Annotated in this window: 18 protein-coding genes; 1 reads left to right on the top strand and 17 read right to left on the bottom strand. The window is 67.3% G+C overall.

Annotated features, from left to right (window positions below):
• Positions 1-10 precede the first annotated feature (10 nt).
• The 17 genes from ACIO3P_RS27455 to ACIO3P_RS27375 form a co-directional block, all read right to left on the bottom strand.
• Positions 11-1,123: a radical SAM protein gene (locus tag ACIO3P_RS27455; protein ID WP_329826738.1), complete on the bottom strand. Its 1,113-nt coding sequence runs from the start codon at positions 1,121-1,123 to the stop codon at positions 11-13.
• A gap of 148 nt (positions 1,124-1,271) precedes the next feature.
• Entirely contained in the window at positions 1,272-2,267 is a 996-nt protein-coding gene (locus tag ACIO3P_RS27450; protein ID WP_401790779.1) for an NAD-dependent epimerase/dehydratase family protein, read from the bottom strand.
• Positions 2,268-2,358: 91 nt separating this feature from the next.
• On the bottom strand, positions 2,359-3,381 hold the full coding sequence (locus ACIO3P_RS27445; RefSeq protein WP_329826736.1) for an aminoglycoside phosphotransferase family protein: 1,023 nt from the start codon (positions 3,379-3,381) through the stop codon (positions 2,359-2,361).
• Complete coding sequence (locus ACIO3P_RS27440; protein WP_401853568.1) at positions 3,359-4,513, bottom strand: hypothetical protein; 1,155 nt, start codon at positions 4,511-4,513, stop codon at positions 3,359-3,361. The genes ACIO3P_RS27445 and ACIO3P_RS27440 overlap by 23 nt, the downstream gene beginning before the upstream one ends.
• Positions 4,510-5,394, bottom strand: coding sequence for a glycosyltransferase family 2 protein (locus ACIO3P_RS27435; protein WP_401790775.1), 885 nt, complete (start codon positions 5,392-5,394; stop codon positions 4,510-4,512). The genes ACIO3P_RS27440 and ACIO3P_RS27435 overlap by 4 nt, the downstream gene beginning before the upstream one ends.
• Positions 5,391-6,062 carry an AAA family ATPase gene (locus ACIO3P_RS27430; RefSeq protein ID WP_329826733.1) on the bottom strand — a complete coding sequence of 224 codons (672 nt, stop codon included), beginning with the start codon at positions 6,060-6,062 and terminating at the stop codon, positions 5,391-5,393. The genes ACIO3P_RS27435 and ACIO3P_RS27430 overlap by 4 nt, the downstream gene beginning before the upstream one ends.
• Positions 6,063-6,089: 27 nt before the next feature.
• Complete coding sequence (locus tag ACIO3P_RS27425; protein WP_329826732.1) at positions 6,090-7,454, bottom strand: FAD-dependent oxidoreductase; 1,365 nt, start codon at positions 7,452-7,454, stop codon at positions 6,090-6,092.
• Between the two features lie 112 nt (positions 7,455-7,566).
• On the bottom strand, positions 7,567-7,722 hold the full coding sequence (locus ACIO3P_RS27420) for a hypothetical protein (RefSeq protein ID WP_329826731.1): 156 nt from the start codon (positions 7,720-7,722) through the stop codon (positions 7,567-7,569).
• Positions 7,723-7,914: 192 nt separating this feature from the next.
• Positions 7,915-9,171, bottom strand: a complete 1,257-nt coding sequence (locus ACIO3P_RS27415) for a nucleotide sugar dehydrogenase (protein WP_401853571.1) — start codon at positions 9,169-9,171, stop codon at positions 7,915-7,917.
• An 832-nt stretch (positions 9,172-10,003) separates the two neighbouring features.
• Positions 10,004-10,300 (bottom strand): hypothetical protein, encoded by a 297-nt coding sequence (locus ACIO3P_RS27410; protein WP_401853573.1) that lies wholly within the window; start codon positions 10,298-10,300, stop codon positions 10,004-10,006.
• 92 nt (positions 10,301-10,392) lie between these two features.
• Positions 10,393-10,593, bottom strand: coding sequence for a transposase (locus tag ACIO3P_RS27405; RefSeq protein WP_401853575.1), 201 nt, complete (start codon positions 10,591-10,593; stop codon positions 10,393-10,395).
• Between the two features lie 243 nt (positions 10,594-10,836).
• Positions 10,837-12,738 carry a condensation domain-containing protein gene (locus tag ACIO3P_RS27400; protein WP_401853577.1) on the bottom strand — a complete coding sequence of 634 codons (1,902 nt, stop codon included), beginning with the start codon at positions 12,736-12,738 and terminating at the stop codon, positions 10,837-10,839.
• A 471-nt stretch (positions 12,739-13,209) separates the two neighbouring features.
• A complete protein-coding gene (locus tag ACIO3P_RS27395) occupies positions 13,210-14,244 on the bottom strand; it encodes a glycosyltransferase family 4 protein (RefSeq protein WP_401853580.1) in 1,035 nt (344 codons plus the stop codon).
• A gap of 204 nt (positions 14,245-14,448) precedes the next feature.
• Complete coding sequence (locus ACIO3P_RS27390) at positions 14,449-15,561, bottom strand: nucleotidyltransferase family protein (protein WP_401853581.1); 1,113 nt, start codon at positions 15,559-15,561, stop codon at positions 14,449-14,451.
• Positions 15,562-15,619: 58 nt separating this feature from the next.
• Positions 15,620-16,798 (bottom strand): acyl-CoA dehydrogenase family protein, encoded by a 1,179-nt coding sequence (locus tag ACIO3P_RS27385; RefSeq protein ID WP_401853584.1) that lies wholly within the window; start codon positions 16,796-16,798, stop codon positions 15,620-15,622.
• A complete protein-coding gene (locus ACIO3P_RS27380) occupies positions 16,791-18,080 on the bottom strand; it encodes a type III PLP-dependent enzyme (protein WP_401790762.1) in 1,290 nt (429 codons plus the stop codon). The genes ACIO3P_RS27385 and ACIO3P_RS27380 overlap by 8 nt, the downstream gene beginning before the upstream one ends.
• Positions 18,077-19,600 (bottom strand): class I adenylate-forming enzyme family protein, encoded by a 1,524-nt coding sequence (locus ACIO3P_RS27375; RefSeq protein WP_401853586.1) that lies wholly within the window; start codon positions 19,598-19,600, stop codon positions 18,077-18,079. The genes ACIO3P_RS27380 and ACIO3P_RS27375 overlap by 4 nt, the downstream gene beginning before the upstream one ends.
• A 355-nt stretch (positions 19,601-19,955) precedes the next feature.
• Here ACIO3P_RS27375 and ACIO3P_RS27370 point away from each other — a divergent pair, with 355 nt between their 5' ends.
• Entirely contained in the window at positions 19,956-20,201 is a 246-nt protein-coding gene (locus tag ACIO3P_RS27370; protein ID WP_329826722.1) for an acyl carrier protein, read from the top strand.
• Positions 20,202-20,528: the final 327 nt, after the last annotated feature.

Genomic DNA, 20,528 nt, shown 5'->3' with positions numbered 1-20,528 from the left:
GTTTTCCCTTTCAGACCGCTGCCGGGAGTGCCGCGGCCACATGGTCGATGACCTTGCGTCGGTAGTCGCAGTACTCCTCCTCGAACCCGGTCCCCTCGAAGCGGAGCCGGTCGGGAAGGGCGCCGCCGCGGCACGATGCCTCGTGCGAGCAGCCCGCGCACTTGTCGAGCAGTGCGGACAGGTCCCGGCGCAGCCCGGGGTTGCTGTCCAGGGTGAGCAGTTCGTCCATTCCGGTCGCCGTGTCCACGGAACCCAGCAGCGCGCCGGGCATGCTCAGTTCGTCCGAGCTGCCGATGCGCCCGTCGGGGTAGAGCGTCACGACGAAGGGTTCCTTGCGGTCGCTGAAGCTCGTGTAGCTCGTGGGCAGCCCGGACAGCGACCGGATGACGCTGAAGAATGGCTCCAGCACATACGCGCCGTAGGAGCGGGTCGCCGACCAGTGCTCGAACGCCTCGATCAGGAAGTCGGCGTACTCGTCGGGCGTCGTCGCCCAGCCGGGCATGCCGACGCCCTCTGGGTTGAGGATCTGGAGCGACTTGCGGTTCGGCGTCCGGTAGTCCTTGCTCTTCACGTTGAAGTCGAGGCACCCGGAGAGCTTGACGACCTTCACGGCCTCGAACTTGCTCAGCGAGTCCAGCACGTCCGCGGCCCGGCCGAGGATGCGGCGGGTGACGACGACGATGACACCGACGTTGCGGCCCCGGGCCGCCATCATGTCGAGCGCCTTGGTGACCTTGCGGTAGGTGGGGCGATCCCGGAAGTCGACGCGGTGCGCGTTGCCCTGCTCGTCCCCGTCGAGGCTGATGCCGATCTCGATGTCCGGCCATTCACGGTCGAAGAAGTCGAGCCACGCCTCGTTCAGGAGGATGCCGTTGGTCTGCATCGAGACCGTCACCGGGCCCTCGTAGGAGCGCAGTTCGGCGAACAGGTCGCCCATCTTGCGGCGGCCGATCAACAGCGGTTCGCCGCCGTGCAGTTCGACCGCCAGCGGCCGTCCGCCGCACAGGGTGAGGAACTCGCGCAGCACCTCCGGCTTCAACATGAGGGCGTTGGGGTACGGCTTGCGCCGCTCGTAGCAGTAATGGCAGTTGATATTGCACATTTCTCCGGGGAGTTTGAGCATTGCCAATATGGTTTCCCCGGGGGCCGGCAGCTGAAGTTTCATGGTGCAGCTCCTCCGTGCTGAATGTCTGGGGAAAGGCTCTCGTGGCGGTGGAAGCGCGTCAACGAAATGCCGTTCTTCTTGCGTGAACCCGCACGCGGCGAATGTGTCACCGGGTGGCGGTGATCGCCTCGGCGAACCGTGCCCGCGCCATCTCGCGCACCAGTGCCGCGGCGGACAGCCAGTCCGTCTCGCCGACGGCGGCGGTCAGCCGGTCCAGGCAGGGCACCCGGCCGGTCACGTCGGTGCGGCCGGGGAAGACGGACTCGTACGGTACGTGGACGGAGCCCGCCGTGCTGCGGGTGGCGTCGAGGACCAGGCGGGCGAGGCCGGCGATGGTCGTCTCGGTGCGGGAGCCGATGTTGAACACGTTGGCGCCTGGCCGCCACGCGGCCTCGGTGGCCGCGAGGTCGAGCAGTCGTCGGGTGAACTGGTCGATGTCGGTGAAGCAGCGACGCTGGCTGCCGTCGCCGTGGATGGTCAGCGGCTCCCCGGACCAGGCCTGCCGGAAGAATGTCGGCACCACCATGCCGTAGCGCCCCCGTTGGCCGGGGCCGACGACGTTGAAGGGCCGCACCGTGAGCACGGACCGGTGCCGGGCGGCCTCGCGCCCCAGCCGTTCCATCTCCCACTTGCCGGTGGCGTAGCCCGGGCTGCCGCCGTCGTACGCCAGCGGGACGGCCCGGTCCACGGCCCGCTCCTCGCGCAGCTCGGCGCTGCTGTCGCTGAGACCGTAGACGGCGGAGCTGGATACCAGCACGACGGGTGTGTCCCCGGTATGCGCCAGGACGTTCGCCGTTCCCTGGCGGCCCACCTCGTAGGCCAGTTCGGCCTGTTGTGCCGCGAGCCGCATGCCGACGACGCCCGCGAGGTGCAGCACCAGACCCGTTCCGCGCGCGGCCTCGGCCACCGCGTCCGCGTCGAGCACGCTGCCGCGCACCAGGGTGGCGCCCGGGACAAACGCGACGGACTCGGGTCGGCCCGTCGTGAGGTCGTCCAGGACCCGGACGGGATGGCCCGCCGCGGCCAGGGAACGGACGAGCCGGCTGCCGATGAAGCCGGCACCGCCGGTGACGAGCACGGGTGTCGAGGGGGTGGACCACATGTCGGTGTCTCCTTCGGGTGGGAAGCGGGGCGGGGCGGCCGAGGGGATCGAGGGGTTCGCGCAGGGGCGGGCGGGTGGGCGGCGGGGTGACTCAGCAGCGCCTGGCGCCGTCCGTGGTCCGCAGCAGCGCCCGCGCCCACCCCAGCAGCCGTGGCGCCCAGCCGGACCGCTCGTGCGGTTCCGCCGTGTCGGTGAAGTGCGTGTAGGTGACGAGCTGGTTGAACGCGGCGACCGGTTCGGCGAGCCGCCACACCTCCCGGCACTCGGCCGCCGGCATCAGTGGCGACCAGCTCGCGAAGTACCGGTCGAGGGCGCGGGACCGGACCCCGGGGTCCGGGCAGCTCCTGAGGGACGCCGCGACGTCCAGGAACGGGTGGCCGACGGATGCCTCCGCCCAGTCGAGGAACACGGTCCGGCCGGTCGCGTGGGTCACGCCCCAGTTGCCCGGGTGCAGGTCGCCGTGGACGAGGCTTTCGCCGGGCGGCGCCGTGGCCAGCGCCGCGCACAGTTCGGGCAGCCGGGCGCAGACCTCGGCCAGCCGGACGGACTCGGATGCACTCAGGGGGTCCGGCAGTCCCGAGTCCGGGCCGAACAGGTCGCTCCGCTCCGACAGCGGCGCCAGGCCGGCCAGTGCGTGCCCAGTGCGTACCCAGCAGCCGACGGCGGTGAGGTCGGTGGTCCGGCCCAGCCAGTCGCGCTGCACCGCGCCGAGGACGGCCAGGGCCCGGCCCCGTTCCGCGTCGGGCAGTTCCGTGCCCGGCCGCAGGGCGACCCCGCGGGTGCACCAGCCCTCGTCCGGCGGCCCGGGTGGCAGGACCTCGGGCACCAGACCGGGGTGACGGTCGGCCAGCAGGGCCAGCACCCGGCCCTCGTGCGCCAGGGACGGCAGCGACTGCTTGTGGAACACCGCGCCCCCGCTGGTCGGGCAACGCAGCACGGCCGACAGCGCCCAGCGTTTGACGTCCTCGACGGGCCCCGTGCGGCGCAGGCCCGCCGCGGACAGCCGGGCGTCGATGACCGCCACGGCACGCGGACGCCAGCCGGGCTGCCGCCAGGGGCGTACGGGAGCACCGGTGCCGAGGGGGCCGGGGTCAGTGCCGGAAGAAGCGCTCACCGGTCACGATCCAGCTCATGCCGTGGGCCGCACAGGCGTCCCGCAGCGCGTCCGCATCAGTCGATCCGGCGGGCGTGACCAGCTGGGTGACGCCCCGGCGGGCCGCGATCTCGACGACCTCGACGAACGGGAAGTGGTTGTCGGCCGCCAGGGTCACCCCGGACAGCGGTGGCGTCGCGTTCCAGTCCGGTTCCCGGTCGGCGTCCCGGGGGTCAGCCAGCACCCCGGCGAACTCGGCGCGGACCGAGGGGGTCAGGTCGCCCTCGGCGAGCCGCGCCCGCCACACCGCGCGTTCCGCGGACCCCACGCCCTCCCGGAACCTGAGGCCCAGGACGTCCGGATGCCGACGGCGCTGCCAGGTCCGGGCGCGGGCCGCGGCCAGACGGGTGCAGTCCAGGCGGTTCTGCTGCCCCATGCCGATGCCGATCGTGTTGCCGTCCACGACGAAGGCCATGGCGTTCGACTGTGCGTGCCGGACGGCCTCGACGGCGACGGCCAGGTCGTCCGCGCTGCCGGGCGTGCCGCACTCCGTACGCGTCCCGCCCGCGAACCCCGGCAGCGGTGCGGCCGAGCGCGTCAGCCGGAGCCCCGCCGTCTCGACCGACTCCCGCGCGCTCCCGCCGTGCCCGTTCCGCTCCTCCCCCTCGTGGGCGCGCAGCAGGATGAACCGACCGTGGTTCGAGCGGGAGAGGCCGGCGAGCGCCTCCGGGGTGAAGTCCGGGGCGATGACCCCGATGGCGTTCGCGAACAGCGGCACGTGAGCGGCCGTGACCGGCTCGGACACCGCGACGAAGTCCCCGTAGGAGCACTTGGGCGCGGTGTTCCGGGCCCGTACGACGGCCCGGCCGAGGGCGCCGTCCGGCAGCGGCCCCTGGTCGTGGAGATCCTCCTCCCCCGGCGCGAAGGGCGCGCCGATCGCGACGCCCGCGGGGGAGGTGTGCTTGAACGAGGCACAGGCTGCCACGCCGGTCCGCTCGCGCAGGGCCCGGACCGCTTCCCGGGCGCCGAGCGCGTCGAGCACGTTGATGTACGAGGGGCTGCCGTGCAGGAGGGTGAAGGGGGGCCGGTCCGGGACGACCGGTTCCGCCCAGGCGGTCTCGTGCGGGTTCAGCCCCCGGGACAGGGTGATCATGAAGACTCCGGCGCGGTGAGGGGGGCAGGAGGCGCGGTTCGGGATCGGAGGGCGTCCAGGACCCCCGTCTGCCAGCCGAGTTCCCACACCAGGGCGGACAGGGCGGCGGGGCCGCCCGCGCGGGCGGCCGTGACCGGCAGGCGCAGCCAGTCCACCAGATGGCCCCGCCAGGTCACGGGGTCGGTACCGTGCGCGGCGAACTTGCGCCGCAGGGCCACGATGTCGTGCCCCTGGAACCTGCCACGGCGGAACCTGTCGCGGTGTGTGGCGCGGATGCCGACCGACACGACGGTGTCCGCCACACCGATGGTGCGGCCCGCCAACTGGGCACGCCAGGACAGGTCGACGTCGGCGAGCGCGGGTAACCGCTCGTCGCAGCCGCCCAGTTCCTCGAACAGACCCCGGGAGATGCCCATCAGCCCGCCCAGCACATGCGGTTTGAACAGGCTCGCGGTCAGGATGTCGCAGAGTTGGTCGGGCGGTGTGCCGCGCAGTACCTCGGGCGGGTTGAGCCGCCGGTAGTCGATGCCGGCCGTGACCAGTTCGGCCCGGTCGAGCGCCGCCGCCATCGCCGCGACGTGGTCGTCGGCGATCTCGTCGTCGGCGTCCAGGAACAGCAGACGGTCGCCCCGTGCCGCGCGCGCGCCCGTGTTGCGGGCGGCCCCGGTGCCCCCGCGCACGGGGCGGGTCACGATGCGGGTGTCCGCCGGCAGGTGGTGGCGGTGCTCGTCGACGACGGCCGCGAGGGCGTCGGTCGAGCCGTCGTCCACGATCACCAGACCCCAGTCGGCGTCGGTGCGCTGCCGACCGAGCGCCGCGAGCTGCCGGCCCACGCAGTGCGCACCGTTGTGGCAGGGGATCACGACGTCCAGGCGGCTCACGAGGTCTCCAGCAGCTCGCGTCCGGGCGCGGCCACAGCGTCTTCCACGGCCCGGTACAGGGCGCTCATCCGGCCGTCCTCGTGCGCACCAGCGGTGTTGCGGAACACGTGCACCGGCGGCAGGTAGGGCGGCGGGTCGTCGAGGAGCAGCGCGCGGTACACCGTGCTGACCTTGTCGAGGGTGTAGCTGTTCTCGTAGTGCCGCATGCTCTTGCCGCGGGAGACGACGCGGTCGGCGGCCAGTTCGACGGGGACGTCGAGGTAGACGATCAGGTCGGGCAGCAGGGTGCCGTGCGCGTGGTGGCGATCCAGCGTCTCGCGGGCAGGGATGCCGTACAGCACATCCAGGTAGGCGGCGTCGCTGAAGATGTAGCGGTCCGACAGCACGGTGCGGTCGCGCAGCAGGTCGCCGATCGCGTCGGCCTGCAACTCCTTGTCGCGGAAGTATGCCTCGGTGATCCGCCGGTGGCTGTGCCGGTGCGTCCGGTCCTCGCGGACGTCGATGATGACGCGTGCCGCCTGCGGATCGAGCCACGAGTGCTGGCCGATGCGGGACAGCGGCCGTCCCTGCGCGCGGACGTGTTCGGCGATGAGCCGTGCGGTCGTCGTCTTCCCGGATCCGTCGACGCCCTCCAGCGCGAGGAATCCGTGGTTCGTGGTGCTGGGCAAGGGGGATCTCCCTGTCTGTTGTCCGGGTCATGTCGTCGCCTGGGCCGCACGCCGCGCGGCCCAGGCGAATGCCTCCTCCATGACCTGGGACATGGAGGAGTAGGTCCAGGTGCCGTAGCGGCCGAGCGGGGTGATGCCGAGGGAGGCGAGGTGGCTGGTGGCCTCGTCGGCGGTCTTCCGGGCCTCGTCGGTGAAGACGACGTAGCCGGGGTCGCTCGTGAACACCCGGGACCCGACGACCCGGCTGCCGGGGCCGAGCAGCTCGACCGTCCCGACCCCGCGCAGGACATCGGCCACCAGTGCGTCGTCCGCCGCGCGCGGCCCCTCGGACGGTTCGAGTACCTCGGCGAGTACGCCCCAGCCGTCGGCGGGTGCCATGTCCGGGTCGAACTCCGTCATGAAGACGAGGCGGGTGAACGGCACGTCCTCACGCGTGTAGTACCGCCAGTGCCCGGTGTCGCGCGGGCGCGGCCCTTGGACGGCGAGCGCCACCGACCGTACGCGGTTGCGGGGCAGCGCACGGCAGCGTTCGACGAGCGCCTCGGGCGTTCCGAGGCACAGCTCGACGGTGGCGGGCAGCGGGAGCGTGGAGACGCAGTCGTGGGTGTAGCGGAAGTCGGTGACGCCCTCGGGTGAACGGGTGCGCACGGTACGGGACTCGGGGTCGACGGCCGTGACGGTGTGCCGCAGCCGCAGGTCCCGGACGCGGCCGGCCAGCGCCTGCGAGAGCACCTCCATGCCGCGCAGTCCGCCGGGAGCGGGCCGCGGGTACCAGCCCCGCGCGTTGTAACCGTCCGCAGGGCGGGCCGAGTCGGCGCCGCGCTCGATCTCCGCGACGCTGGGCCGGGTCAGGTTCCAGTGGAAGCCTGACGCCGACAGCGTGCCGAGCGGACGCCGCCACAGCTTGCGGTTGTACGGGAAGAAGAACAGCTCGCACAGGGTGCGGCCGAAGGCGCTCAGCAGCAGTTCCTCGTAGTCGCCGGGAGCCGTGTCCCGCGCGTGCGCAGCTCGCAGGTCCGCCAGGCAGGCGGCGCGCACCTCGCCGGGCAGGCCGTGCAGGTTCAGCTGGACGGGGAAGCGGGTGGTGCCCCGGGCCGTCTCGACCCGGGCGTCCGGGGGGCACGGGCGCAGGACGTCACCGAGCAGCGCGCGGACGCGGGCCTCGACGTCGGGATGGCTGAAGTAGAGCAGGTGGATGACGTGGTCGAACCAGTAGTCTCCGATGCGTTCGGTGCGCACCAGGCCACCGGGCCGGTCCGCTGCCTCCACCACCACCGCGCGGTCACCGAGCAGGGAACCGGCTGCCAGTCCGGCCAGTCCGCCGCCGAGGATCAGCACCTCGGTCTCCACTTCACGGTCCGCGGGGTCCGCCCACGGTGACGGGTCGAGCATGTGTGCCACCTCGCAGGGCCGGCGGGACGGGCGCCGGGCCGCTGGAGCACGGCGGGCGCGGGGGTCCCGGCGGACGGCTGCGGACAGCCGCCCGCCGGTGTGGCGCAGCGGATCAGACGGTGTCCGAGGTCTGCTCCGTGACGTGCTCCCAGGGCTTCACCGAGACCGCCGACGAGTGGGCGGTGTCCTTGGCGCTGACGGACTCCAGGTCGTACGACTTCACGGCGTCGACGAACGCGGCGAAGGAGATCTCGTTCTTTTCGGACATGATGCTCCTCTTTCTTTTACTTCGAGGAATCCGTTGATTCCCTGGAACGAAATTAGCAGCGCCCGGACGGCCGGATCAACGAACTGCAGAGGCTTTTATTTCCGAAATCCGCAGCGCTGTTCTCCGGGAATGCGGAATTCCCGGCCGGCGTCCTTTTCGCAAGGAGGCCGACCGAGTGGTCGTGCGACCGGGTCAGAGATGCACCACGCGCGTGCCGACGGTACGTCCGGTGGTGTCGAACAGCAGCGGCGCGGTGTCGGCGAGGGCGGCCAGGTCGTAGTCCAGGTGCGCTTGCAGCAGCACGACGAGGTCGGCTTCGGCCACCGCCGCGTCCAGCGACTCGACCCCGGCGACGCTCCGCCCGTGCACACGCAGGGTGCGCAGATGAGGGTCGTGGAAGCGCACGAGGGCGCCCCGGTCCAGCAGGAGTTCGGCCACGGGCACCGCCGGTGAACCGCGGCCGTCGGCGATGTCCGCCTTGTAGGTCGCCCCGAGCAGCAGCACACGGGTGCCGCGGACGCCGCGCCGGTCGTCGAGGAGCCGGGCGATGCGGTCGACGACGTACTCCGGCATCCGGTCGTTCACCTTCTGCGCCAGTTCCGGCAGTTGCAGCGGGACCCCCAAGGCCCGGCCGCTGAACGTCAGGTAGCCGGGGTCCACCGGGATGCAGTGGCCGCCCACCCCCGGGCCCGGCCGGAACGGCTGGAAGCCGAACGGCTTGGTGGCCGCGGCGGCGACCACCTCCCACACGTCCACGCCGAGCCCGTCGCAGTACACGGCGAGTTCGTTGACGAGCGCGATGTTGACCTGCCGGTACGTGTTCTCCAGCAGCTTGGTGAGTTCGGCCGCCGCCGGCGTGCTCACCGTCACCACCTTCTGCACCATGCGCTCGTACAGCGCGGTGGCGGCCTCGGCACAGCGGGCCGTGACGCCTCCGACCACCTTCGGGGTGTTGTGCAGCCCGAACGCCGGGTTGCCGGGGTCGATCCGTTCGGGGGAGAAGGCCAGCAGGAAGTCCTCGCCGACCGTCCGCGAACCCTGCGCGAGGAGGGGCAGCACGACGTCGCCGGTGGTCCCCGGGTAGGTGGTCGACTCCAGCACCACCAGCCCTCCGGGGCGCAGCCGGGGTGCCACCAGGCGCACGGCGTCCAGGACGGCGCTCAAGTCGGGCAGGGAGTCCCGCAGCGGCGTCGGCACGCAGATGGTGACGGCGGCCGCGGCGGCGATCACCTCCGGATCGGAGGACGGGGTGAAGCCCGAGGTCAGCGCCTTGGCGATCTCCTGGTCGGAGATGTCGTCCACATAACTGGTCCCGCCGACCAGGGCGGCGACGCGGCCGGCGTCGAGGTCGTAGCCCGCGACCCGCATGCCGTTGCGGGCAGCCGCGACGACCAGCGGAAGTCCCGCGTAACCGAGTCCGACGACGGCCAGGTCATACCTTTCAGCCATGGCCCCGACTCCTTCCAGTACGGCGGAAGAGGATTCTGTGATCCGCCGTGGACGGCGGCACGTTCCAGCAGGATGACTGAGACGCCCGGCCTGCGGCCAAGGAATTGCGCAAATGCGTACGGAAGAAGGCGTCAGCCGTCTCCGGGCCCTGCGAGAATGCGCATTTCCGGGCCCCGCGGGAGAAGTGACGGAACGTTTCGTGGCATTTCGTCGTGAGAATCGCCGGACAGCATCCTGAATCCGTGGACCACGAACCGGGAGGGAATTGTGACAGACCTCGAAGAGAGGACGGCGACGGGCGGGGGCTGCCGCGCGCTCGCGCACCGCCCCCGGTTCCCGAACGTCATGCCCGACGTCGACGAGTTCCTCGGCCGCTGGAACGCGCCCGCCGCGCCCCGCCGCCCCACCCGGATGCCCGGGAGCACGGACGGCAACGTCAAAAACACGGTCGGGCTCCCGGGCATCCACGAGGCGGACGACGTCGACTCCGGGCACCCCCCAGTGGCGCGCCGCCATCGAGGACGGCGTCTGGCCCCTGGTGGACACGCTCACCACGGGCGCCTGGCGGCTCGCCACGTATGAGAGTTGCGAGGGCCACGCCTACCGCTCCGAGTCCCTCGCCCCTGGCCGGAGCCGGGTCGGCGTGCTGCCCCGCTCCCCACGGGAGTTCACGCGGGCGGCGGCCCTGTGCCGGGGGGGGTGCGCGCCGCCGCCCCGGCCGTTCGTTCCGCTGCGGCGAGGGCGTCGGTGACGAGCTCGGTGCGCATGTGGTCGGCGAGTGCCCGGCCGGCCGCGAGTGCCCAGCCGGCCAAGTGGCGTGAGCACAGGTCGGTCACGGTCCGAGACAGCAGAATTTCCCGCCGCCGACACTCAAGTACGTGATGTCGCCGACGTACTTGGTGTTCACTTTCTCGGCGGTGATCCTGGGGACGCCACAGGTCCCGTCCGATTCCCGGTGAACCGTGCGTATCCGGGCAGCGAGCTTGGCGTCGGCGGTCTGGCGGGCGGCGCGGTCCGCGGCGGTCCTGCGCCAGTAGCAGAAGCTTGAGCGGGCGATGCCCAGGATGGTGCACAGCCGCTTCACACCGGGGCGGCGCTGGTGGTCGGCGACGAACTGGAAGCGGTTCACCAGCGCGTCTCCGTTGCGAAATACCGCGCCGCTCTGCGCAGGATGTCCGGCTCTTTTTCGAGTTCACGAACCCGCCTGCGCAAGGCGGCCACCTACGCCGAGTCCGACTCCGGCGCGGCCGTCCGGGCCGCCGAGTGCGAGCCCGGACGCCGCCCGTCGGCGGCCCGTATCCAGGTGCGCAGCGTCCAGGTGTTGCCCTCCAGATCACCGGCGAACGACTTGCTCGTCACTCCAGGCCGTGAGCGGTACAACGCGACCGCGACCGCTTTGAACTCCGGCGGACAAGGCTTCATCCTCAGAGGGACTCCATTCCCCCAGATCCTCAAGATCCAGTGTCCACGGTGTCCAAGATCCGGGGTCAGCGCCCCCAAGAAGACGGTAGCTGACAGTTATTTGAAGTACGGGCCCCTGCGGCACCGGAGTACTGCCGTTGTACGTCGGCCGAACAGCCGGCCTCCTCCCCCAGGGTCCAGCCATCCTTGCGCTGCAGCGGAGCGACGTACCGCTGCGGTATGAGGCCGTGTCCTATGTGGTGATCACTCGTCGCTCACCCGCTTCACGCAGAGCTCCACCACGGCTCGCAGGGGCCACGGCCCCAACAGATCGTCCGGGGTAGGGCCCTCGAATCCCAACTGGTTCAGATGCTTCATCACTGCCGGCGCCATGACGGCCCTTCCACCCTGCTGGATGTACGAGCAGTCCATGTCTACTGGGGCATCACCCAGAGCGATCTCCAGAGCTGCCGCAAGCGCTTCGTAGCCCGCTCCACCGGCCGGGCTCTCCGGGCTGACAGGGACATCCGCTGCACCTGCAGCGCTGTCGGACGCCGTGGACCCAACAGCAGCCGGAGAACCGGACTCCGGCAACTCGTCGCACCACACGAACTCGTGCGGACACATCAGGTCCACGTTCTCACGCAGCGAGGCCAGGACGTGCGCGCGCACCTGGTCCTGCCTACTCGGGTCCCCGACGAGCTGAGCCACGAGGGTCCGACCCTCCGATGGGCGCTCTTCAACGCTGACCCGGGCAGCCTCGATTCCCTCCACCGAACTGACGATTTGCGCCAGCTTGGCGGTATTGACCCAGCTGTGATCGACGTGGGCCCACCCCTCGTCGTAGGACGAGGCCGGTAGCCCGAATCGCTCGACCACCTCCGCGACGGTGACCGTCGCCAGATCCGGCTCATTCGCCCAGGCAATGAGGAACTGCTCCATCGCTGTCAGCACACTCTCGATCTGATCTTGCTCAATCACGGAACGGTGAGCGATGAGGTCCAGGCGCACCTCTCCGTTCAGCGCGGAGCTTCTGAGGCAAAGGTCGGTGTGCTCGTCGCGCCACAGGCACTCAAGACGCTTCATCGTGCTGCTCGGTTGCTCTCCTGCCGTCCGGTCTTCAGAGGCTGGACCACGCAGATTCTGCTCAAGCCGGTCACTGAAGTTAAGAACCGTGCCCACCCGGATCGACAGACCACGATCTGCCTCGATCCTTGCCTTACGGTCCCGAAAGGAAAGGTAGGAGTATTGCGCGTGCCGAGTTGCAACGAGACTGCGTTGTCTGGTTTCGGCCATCACTTCGCTCATCGTTGCTTGCGAGAGGAGGTTTACCGAGAACAACGCCTCCTGGAAGAAGCAGCCAACGGACCGACGCACCTCCCGGAAGCGATTTGAGAAATTCATCATGAGGGTAGCGCCTGAATTTCCGGACAGAGCGGAAATCGCTACAGCAAATATAGCGGACAGGTAATTCGTGGCCCTGAATCCTGAATTCCTTTTGGAAAGTTTTTGCAGCGCCGAAAAAAGGGCGGGCGACCGGAGAACTACCCGATGATAGTAACTCACGACATCCCGGTGCGGATCCATAAGCGTGGCGGAACGAAATCGAGGGAATTGAGCGGCGGGCGAAGATGTCAGGATATTCTCACAATACCGCATGGCCCGCTCATGCGCGGGGGCGCGTACAGTCGATTGCTGTCGCGCGACGGCGAGTGGCTGAATGTTCACTTTTTGATCATCTGTCGAGGGAGAAATTTTCTCGCCAGAAACACTCAGATATCTCGCCAGTTCCGCCTTGATCTGCCCCATGCTGGCCCCGTCCACGGCGATATGATTCAGCACCAGGACGACCGTGGCCACGCGCCGATCCTTAAAGTTGAGACCTACCCTCAATGGAATTTCCACCGCCTGATCCATGGGCGGGGCGAAAAGAGCATGGAAGACGGCATCAATGTCTTCGAGGTCGTCACCGTCCCGACAGAACGGAATGGGAGTTTCGAACTGATCGAGCACCAACTGAAAAGGTGCACCGGACTGGTCTGTCGGGTAGATCGTACGTAACGCCTCGTGCCGATATATCAGATTCCGGATAGCAGCAATAACCAGTTCTTCCGGAACCCCCGGATCCGGCATTCGCAGAATCAATGGAATCTTTGCGCTGTCCACGATGGGAAGTGGCAGGTGGTACTGATACCAATACATCTCCTGTGACCACATCAGTGGCCCCCGGAGGCCACCGCCTGGAGTCGGTGTAGTTCTATTTGTTTCCACAAAGGTTTGCCGTGAAGTCATCATACTCCTCACCAATCCACCCGATGGGCCCGCGTATGAATTGCCACCGCGATCAAGTGATAACAAATATAAGCGTCAGAGTTGCCGCAGTCATGCGCTTGAATTCACGATCGACCAGAGCACCTTTGCCGCCTTGTTGGAACGACTCCTGGAAAGCTATCCGTCGGGGCGGCGCAGCAGAGTTCGGCGGTGCCTGAAGAGCAGCTGTTGCGTCACGGTCCACGAGCCAAGCCGACTGGAGTTTTCCCTCAAAACGGCCCTACGCCCTCGGCGATGAACGAGGGAAATCGGCCTTACGTCCGGTTGCGCGCCGTCTGGTTTCCGCGCGGTAATCTTCATTCGGCGTTACGTGGTAATCCGCTCGATGAGTTGGCGCACTGCCTCGTCCGCTGCATATGGAGTGTACCGCTCCTCATACAGGCCTCTGGCGTGCTCCGCGAGGGAGCGACTTTGGTTTCCGTCCACGAGCAGCTGAGCTACCGCGTGAGCGAATTCCTCGACGTCGTCCTCAATCCGAAGATGCACTCCGTTCTCGGCCCTCAGCCCCTCACACCCGACACTTGTCGAGATGACAGGGACACCGCTGGCAAACCCCTCAAGGATCTTGATCCGGGTGCCGCCGCCCACGCGTAACGGAGCGATCATTACGTGCGCCCGGTCAAGATAAGGCCCCATGCGCGGCACTTCACCGACGACTTCTACACCAGGTGTCGATCCGAGATCTCTCACAGCCTGCGAGGGCTTTCCGACCAGCAGCAATCTGGCTCGTGGGCACCTGTCACGGACGCGCGGCAGAATATCTCTGACGAACCAGATCGCCGCGTCCTCATTAGGCGGCCATTCATGCCACCCCTGGAAAAGAATTGTGTCGCCTTCACCGTAGGTTCGGTTCCTCCGCTCTTGGCCGGCTCCCTCATCGCGCAGATAGGTGTTAGGAACCACCGTGCTGTTATCGAAGGCGAACTTGGCTGCGTCCAGCTCGCTGGTGAACACCAGCATGTCGGCTGCTGCGGCTACCTCGGCGTGTGCGGCCCTGAGGCGATTGATTTCGGACTGTTGCGCCTCGATCTCGGCAGTGTCCAATTTGCTTCGGTTCGGACTCTCCCCGAGGCGCAGCCAGCGTTCCAGAATCACATCTTCCAGGTCATCAACATCCACCACGGCTTTTCCATGGGTCAGGCCGCCGGCGATGTGCCACAAGCGTTCTCTGTCGTACCAGACCACGTCGTACGACTCGTCGCCTGCCCACTGCGGCAAGGCTTCCGTGAGTAATGCTCTGTTTCGGGGAGTGTCGTAGGTGTCCTCCAGGGAGAGGACCTTGCGGAACGGGCCAACCGGTGGGTCGGTCTCGACCGGTGGCGCCCCGTTGAAACGAAACACGATCAGATCGACAGTTCCCAGCCTGGAAAGGGCTTCGGAAGCGGCCCTGACGCGTCGGGCCCCTCCCGTGGCCGCCCAGGGCCGCGTGCCGGTAACTACTAGAAACCGCATTACTTGCGCTCCTGGTGACGGAGAGAGTTTCGGTCGGTGGGTTTCAGATCACACACAAAGCAGGACCGGTGCCGGATTGGTCAGTGGGCTGCACTACAGGCTCAGTGGGCGACGCAGGCGTTGTGCCATGGTGCCCGGAAATACGCCGGAAGTGCCATCCGGGATCATGGAGGTGGCGAGCCACTCCGGGGTGGCCTCGAATTTCAAGTCCAGCTCGGCGGTAATCTCGGAGCCGAACAGCGCGTCAGTGTGGGCGACTACCCAAGCCATCGGCTGAGTCAAGCCGAATCGTTTAATCGTGTGGTTGATTTCGGCGCGATCGGCAGGGCGAAGCCGATGCCATTCGGTGACCACATCACCGAACTGGGACAGCGTCAACGGCTTGCGTGAAGCGATGCGAGTGAGCCATCCCTCACGGAACAAGTGGAGGCAGGTGAACAAGAAGGCGTAGTGCGGCATGAGAGCGTACAGATGCTTCCCAGGGCCGGTTTCGACGCTGCGCCGTTCTGTCAGAACCTCCTCCATGGGCACCTGCCAGGAACTGGTGTGCCAGGTAAGGCTGTTCGCGACGTCGACGGCGATGTAGGGGACCACTGGGTCAGGGCCGAGTCGGTAGTAGTGCGGAAGGTGATCCGGAGAAAGCTGATAGACGCGCAACGCTGCCTTCGACTGCGGCACCAGGGTATGAGTGGTGGCATCGTAGCGGGAGTGCCGGCTGTAGCCAGAAGCGGTGAGCACCTCGTCGACCGTCTCACGGTGCTGCGGGTGAATCATGAGGTCGATGTCGTCGAACAGCCGGGCGCCGGAGCTGTCGTGAAGGGTGTGATGGGCCACCACACCCTTGGTCCAAGCACTGGTGACGTTGGCATCACGGAGGACCCCGCCGAGGCGCTGTGCTTCTTCGGTCAAGATCGCTGCGCGATGCCGTCCTGCATTGCAGTGGATGTCCAACTGGCCGAGTAGCCGGTATGGAACGGCCCTGCGCAAGCCGTGGACTTTCAGGAAGTCGGCCAAGGCTGCCAGCAGGCGGTGACGTACCGCGTTCCCGATCAGTCCTTCGAAGTCGAAGCCCGGGGTGGCCAGGAGCGGCATGACACGCTCCCGTCCGTCGGGCATCGCGCGGGCCGCTGCGACGGCGATCAGTACCTCCCAGATCGTGTCGGACATGTTCACCTGGGTCGGCCCTGCACCGAGGGTTGTGCTCATCGTGAATGCGATTCCTTTCGCTGAGGTCCGGTGAGCCTTCGCGGGCTGTGGTCATGTCTCACAGCAGTCGCACGGAGCGGTCGACCAGGCTGAGGATGCCGGTGGCGGTCCAGAGACGGTCGTTGGAGTAGTTGAGCGCGGCCGAGCGCAGATCGCGGAAAACGCGTTCGAGGGGAATGGGGGCGTCGGCGCTGTAACCGACGGACAGTCCGGCCAGTTGCACCATGCGGTCGACCGCGCGGAAAGTAAGCTCGGAGGCTGCGAGTTTAAGCGTGTTCACGTGGATGTGGAGATCTGGCCTATTGAGGCTGCGACCCCGCTCGCGCAGGGACTCGATCTCGTTACAGTTCCGCTCCAGGTAGGCGTGGACCAGTTCCAGATCAACCCGAATGCGGGCAATGCGCTCCTGAACCAGTGGTGAACTGCGATCGACCGGAACGGTAGTGCCGATCTGCTGCAGCAAACCGAAAAGGGCCTTCTGGGCGGCGCCCAGCCAGCACGCGCTCCAGGCCAGGTGGCCCAACGGGATCATGCTGTCGTACGAGATCTCGCGGAAGCCTCCCGGCTGTCCGACCAGCCGGTCTCGGCGGACAGTTCCGTCCAAACGCAGAGCTCCGCTGGCAGTGGCCCGCATGCCCAGGGGGTTCCAGTCACCAATCCGGCGTATCGTCAAGTCCGCGCGGGTGGCATAAACCAGGGAGACCCCCTGGTCGGATGGGTCGGCACCGCCGCGCATCGTCACCAGAAACGCGTCGGCGTACTCGCCGCCGGTAACCACCGGGGCGGTCCGACCGAGGGCGAGGATTTCTTCGTCGGGCGCGCCGGTCAGGGTCTCGTCGACCGACATCAGATGGCTGCCGCCGGTGCCGGTGGTGACTGAGGCAAGGTAGATTTCACCAGAAGCGATCCGCGGTAGGACTTCTGCCTTCAGGTCCGAGCTGGCGTGCCGGACCAGGCAGTCGACCTGCTGGCAATGCATCGCCCAGATCAGTGCTGTGGACATACAGGCACCGGAAAGATCTTTGGCAATGCTGACCAGCCCGTGCAGGCTGCCGCCCATCCCGCCGTATTCCGTCGGGACGAGGTAGCCCATGTAGCCGTTCGTCCGTAGTGCCGCCAAACTCTCGATGGGGAAGCGCGCCTCGCGGTCGACGTCGCGGGCATGGCGGCCGATGAGCTCTGTCAGAGAGGCAGGGGCGACGGTCGGTGGTGGTGCGGGGCTGTCGGCTTCAGTCACGGAAGGTCACTTCCTGGGTGCGTAGTTCGAAGCGGCCTGTGGCGACGATGTGGTCGCCATCGAGCACGACTTCAGCGGGGGGAGTACGGCTGAGAAAGCCCAAGAGGCTTGCGGTAGGGCCGTAGGCGCCCGTGTTAGGAACCGCCAGTACCTGACCGGGGTGGAGGTACGGGGCGTCAATGGCGGGAGCCAGTACGTCGAGTGGCGTGCACAACGGGCCGACCAGGGTCACCGGGGTGGTCAAGCGGGATTCAGGGGAAGCAGTTCCCGCATCGACAGGGACGGGGACGATGCTTGGCGACCGGAGCCGGCCGAGTCCCGACATTCCACCGAGGACGTTGACGCCGGAATCCAGCACGGCGAAGGTGCGATCACCACTCCGCTTGACATCCAGAACGGTGGTAAGCAGGGTTCCGGCGGATGCCGCCAGGGCCCGGCCGGATTCGAAGACCACGCGCGTGCCATTGCGGCGCCGATCGGGGAAAGCTGTGTCCAAGACCGCATCGACGGCTCCCTTCAGATAGGGATGGCGAGGCAGGGCTCCAGGGCGGGCGAACGGGGCGGGGAATCCTCCGCCGAGGTCGAGCACGTCAGGCGTAAATCCTGCACGCCCGGCTATTGCGGCGATAGTGCGAACGGACTGCTCGAACTCGGCAGCCAGTGCCGCAGGGGCTGCAATATTGGTTGCACAGAAGGTGTGCATACCCACTGGCCGGACTCTTCCGAGCGGTCGCAGCAACCGATCGAGAGCCTGGATGTCGGTGTGATCGACGCCGAAGGCGCTGGGGCGACCGGTCATGCGGAGGGATCCACCGGTGCTCCCCCGCGGGCTGTTGATCCGTATCAGGTAGCCGGCCGTGGTGCCAGTTCGCGAGCATGCCTCGGCGAGGCGCTGCCGGTCAGTGACGGACTCGACCGAAAACAGCCGCACCCCACGGTTGAGTGCTTCCTCCACTTCTTCCGGGGTCTTGCCCGGTCCGGTGTACAGCACGTGGTGCGCTGGGCAGCCGGCAGCCAGTGCTACAGCCAGCTCGCCGATCGAACTGACCTCCGCCCGTGCGCCTAGAGCGACCAGTTGAGCTACCAACCGTGGATGCGGATTGGCCTTCAGGGAGTAGAACAACTCCGAGCCGACCGGCAGGTCATCCCGGAGGGCGGCGAAGGACGAGCGCACGACGGCCAGATCATAGACGTACGCGGGGGTGCCGACGTTCTGGACGATCTGCGCCAGATGGCGCCTGATCGAAGCAGGAATTCCCGATCCGGTGGAGGGCTCAGTCATGGCTGCATCCATGTGGTTCGGCGGAGTTCCGATGCGTCGACCTTGCCGTGCGCGGTCAGGGGGAGGCTGTCGAGCACGATGCAGCAGTCCGGGGTTCGCTCGGGGCCGAGTCTCTCCCTTACCCCGTTGAGGACTTGACTCGGCGTGAGCGCGGTTACCGCCCACACTGTCAGCCGACCGTCGGGGCCGGGAGGTAGAACTGCCGCAGCCTCGACGCCGGGGATGTCCGTGAGGACGACCTCAAGTTCTGTGGTGCTCATTCGCCACCCGCGATGCTTGAATATGTCGTCGTCGCGTCCCATGAAGTACAACCTGCCGGCGTCGTCGAGCTTGCCGCGGTCCCCGGTGAACACCGCCTTGCCGTGGCCGTCCGGTGAAGGCCGGAACCTTCGTGCGGTCTCGGCCGGTGCGCGCCAATAACCGCCCATCACATGTGGCCCGGCCGAAACAATCTCGCCCGCTCTGCCTGGGGATAGAGGTAGTGCTGCGGAGTCCACGATGAACAGCCGTGTGCCGGGCAGAGCGCGTCCGACGCTTTCAGGGCTGACCAGGTCCTCGTCCGGGGCTGCCACCGTGATCCGCTTGCACTCGCTCATGCCGTACATCAGGACGATGCTGGCCTCGGGGAACGCCGTGCGCAGCTGCGCAGTGTGGGCCGGGGTCAGCGCTGCGCCGGTGTTTGTGAACAGTCGAACGTGGGTCGGTCTGGGGTCGCGCCGGGCCAGTCGAGTGAGAGTCTGGGCCAGTGCGGGAACGACCGGGACGACCGTTGCCCGTGCGGCTCGCATATTTGCCAGCTCACGGGCGGATAGCTCCCCGGTCGGCACGACGAGTTCGGCACCTGCCAAGGCGCACAGGAAGAGCTGGTAGAGGCCATAGTCGAATGAGACCGGGAGCCGGTTCCATACGACGTCGCCAGTGCGGTAGCCCACTCGTTCAGCGATAGCTCGCACGGCGAACAGGACCGCAGCATGCGGGCACACGATTCCCTTCGGGCGGCCGGTGCTGCCTGAGGTGTAGAGCAGCAGAGCCGGGTCCGCGCCGTCGATCTGCGCTGCCAAGGGGGCGGGAGCATCCTCGCCGTGCAGGTCGGCGGGTCTCAGGACGGCAGCGCCAGCCTGCTCGACTGCGATGGCTGACGGCCCGTCCGCAACGACAACGACCGGATCGGCGTCCTGGATCAGCCACTCCAGCTCGTAGGAGGTCGCATTGTTCCGGGCCGGGACCAGGATCGCTCCGAGTTGCAGGACTGCCGAGAGTACGGTGGCGAAGCTGGGACCGGGCGCTAGGGACACCATCACTCGGTCACCCCGTCCGACCCCGGACGCAGCCAGTTTTCCGGCCAGCCGCCGGCCGGCCAGCTCAAGCTCGGACCAGGTGAGGGAGTCCTGGTCAGTGGTGCGGACCGCAGTCCGCGAGGCGTGGGCTCGCGCCGTGAACTCCAGTAGGCCGACCAGGTTGGTGTAGGCGTGGGGAGCAGGGCGAAGTGCTACGGCCTCGGCGGGTGGCGGGACAGTCATTGCGTCACCTTTCGGAAATCCATAACGCCCATGTTCTCCACTCTTCTGACGGTTGTTTGTGCAGTCGCACCAGGTAGGAGAATCTCCCCGTCCACACTTACATTGTCGACTGGTGAGCCGGCTGTCTCTCGATTTGCTGATATGCGCAAAAATTGACGCTGGAGCAAGTTGCACGGAGGCCCCTCAGGTGTAGCATGTCGGCTAATCGGCCGGCTCTGGAACGGTGCACTCCACCGATCTCGCGTGTAGGCGACCACTCACCGTTCCGACCGAACCCTGGGGCGCCATATTCTCTTTACCTGGGAATGCCCGCCAGCTTTCCGAGTCGCCAAACAGAATCGAGAGGCAGGATTCCATGGAGCAATCGGAGATCGCAAATGCGGTTCGAGAGGTGGTTCGTGAAATTGCCCCCAATATATCCGAGATGAAAGAAAGCGTATCGTTGAATTCTCTGGGTCTTGATTCGCTGGGTAGCGTGGAACTCACCCTTCGCTTGGAGGATCATTTCGGTGTGGTCTTCGAGGATGACGAGCTGGCCTTTGAGAATTTCGAGAGTGTTGCGTCCATCGTCGACCTGCTGTCGGCGAAGACCGCTGCTTGAGAACTCATACTTCGATCACGAATGCGCCGCTTTCGAACCCCTGGCGCTGGTCGCAGGGAAACCATGCGGTAACTGTTCAAGAGTTTCGGGGAAATTGACGGATGCCTACCACGCCATCGCAAGCCTCGAATCCTAGGCGGAATGACGCCGCATGAGTGAGGCTGCCGATGGCCACATCCGGCTGAAAGCGATTTTCGACGCCGAGTAGGTTCATTGAGGGCGTATCTGAGAAACGATGCGACGATGAAATACCCACGACCTGAGACAAGAATTCCGCGATTTTGAACATCAGGGGGGCAGATGGCGCAATTCCGTGTGCTCTCTTCA

It is taken from the genome of Streptomyces sp. NPDC087310 (assembly GCF_044744405.1).
Lineage (GTDB): Bacteria > Actinomycetota > Actinomycetes > Streptomycetales > Streptomycetaceae > Streptomyces.
Note: the sequence above shows the minus strand (reverse complement) of the source record. Positions and strands in the feature narration are given on the sequence as shown.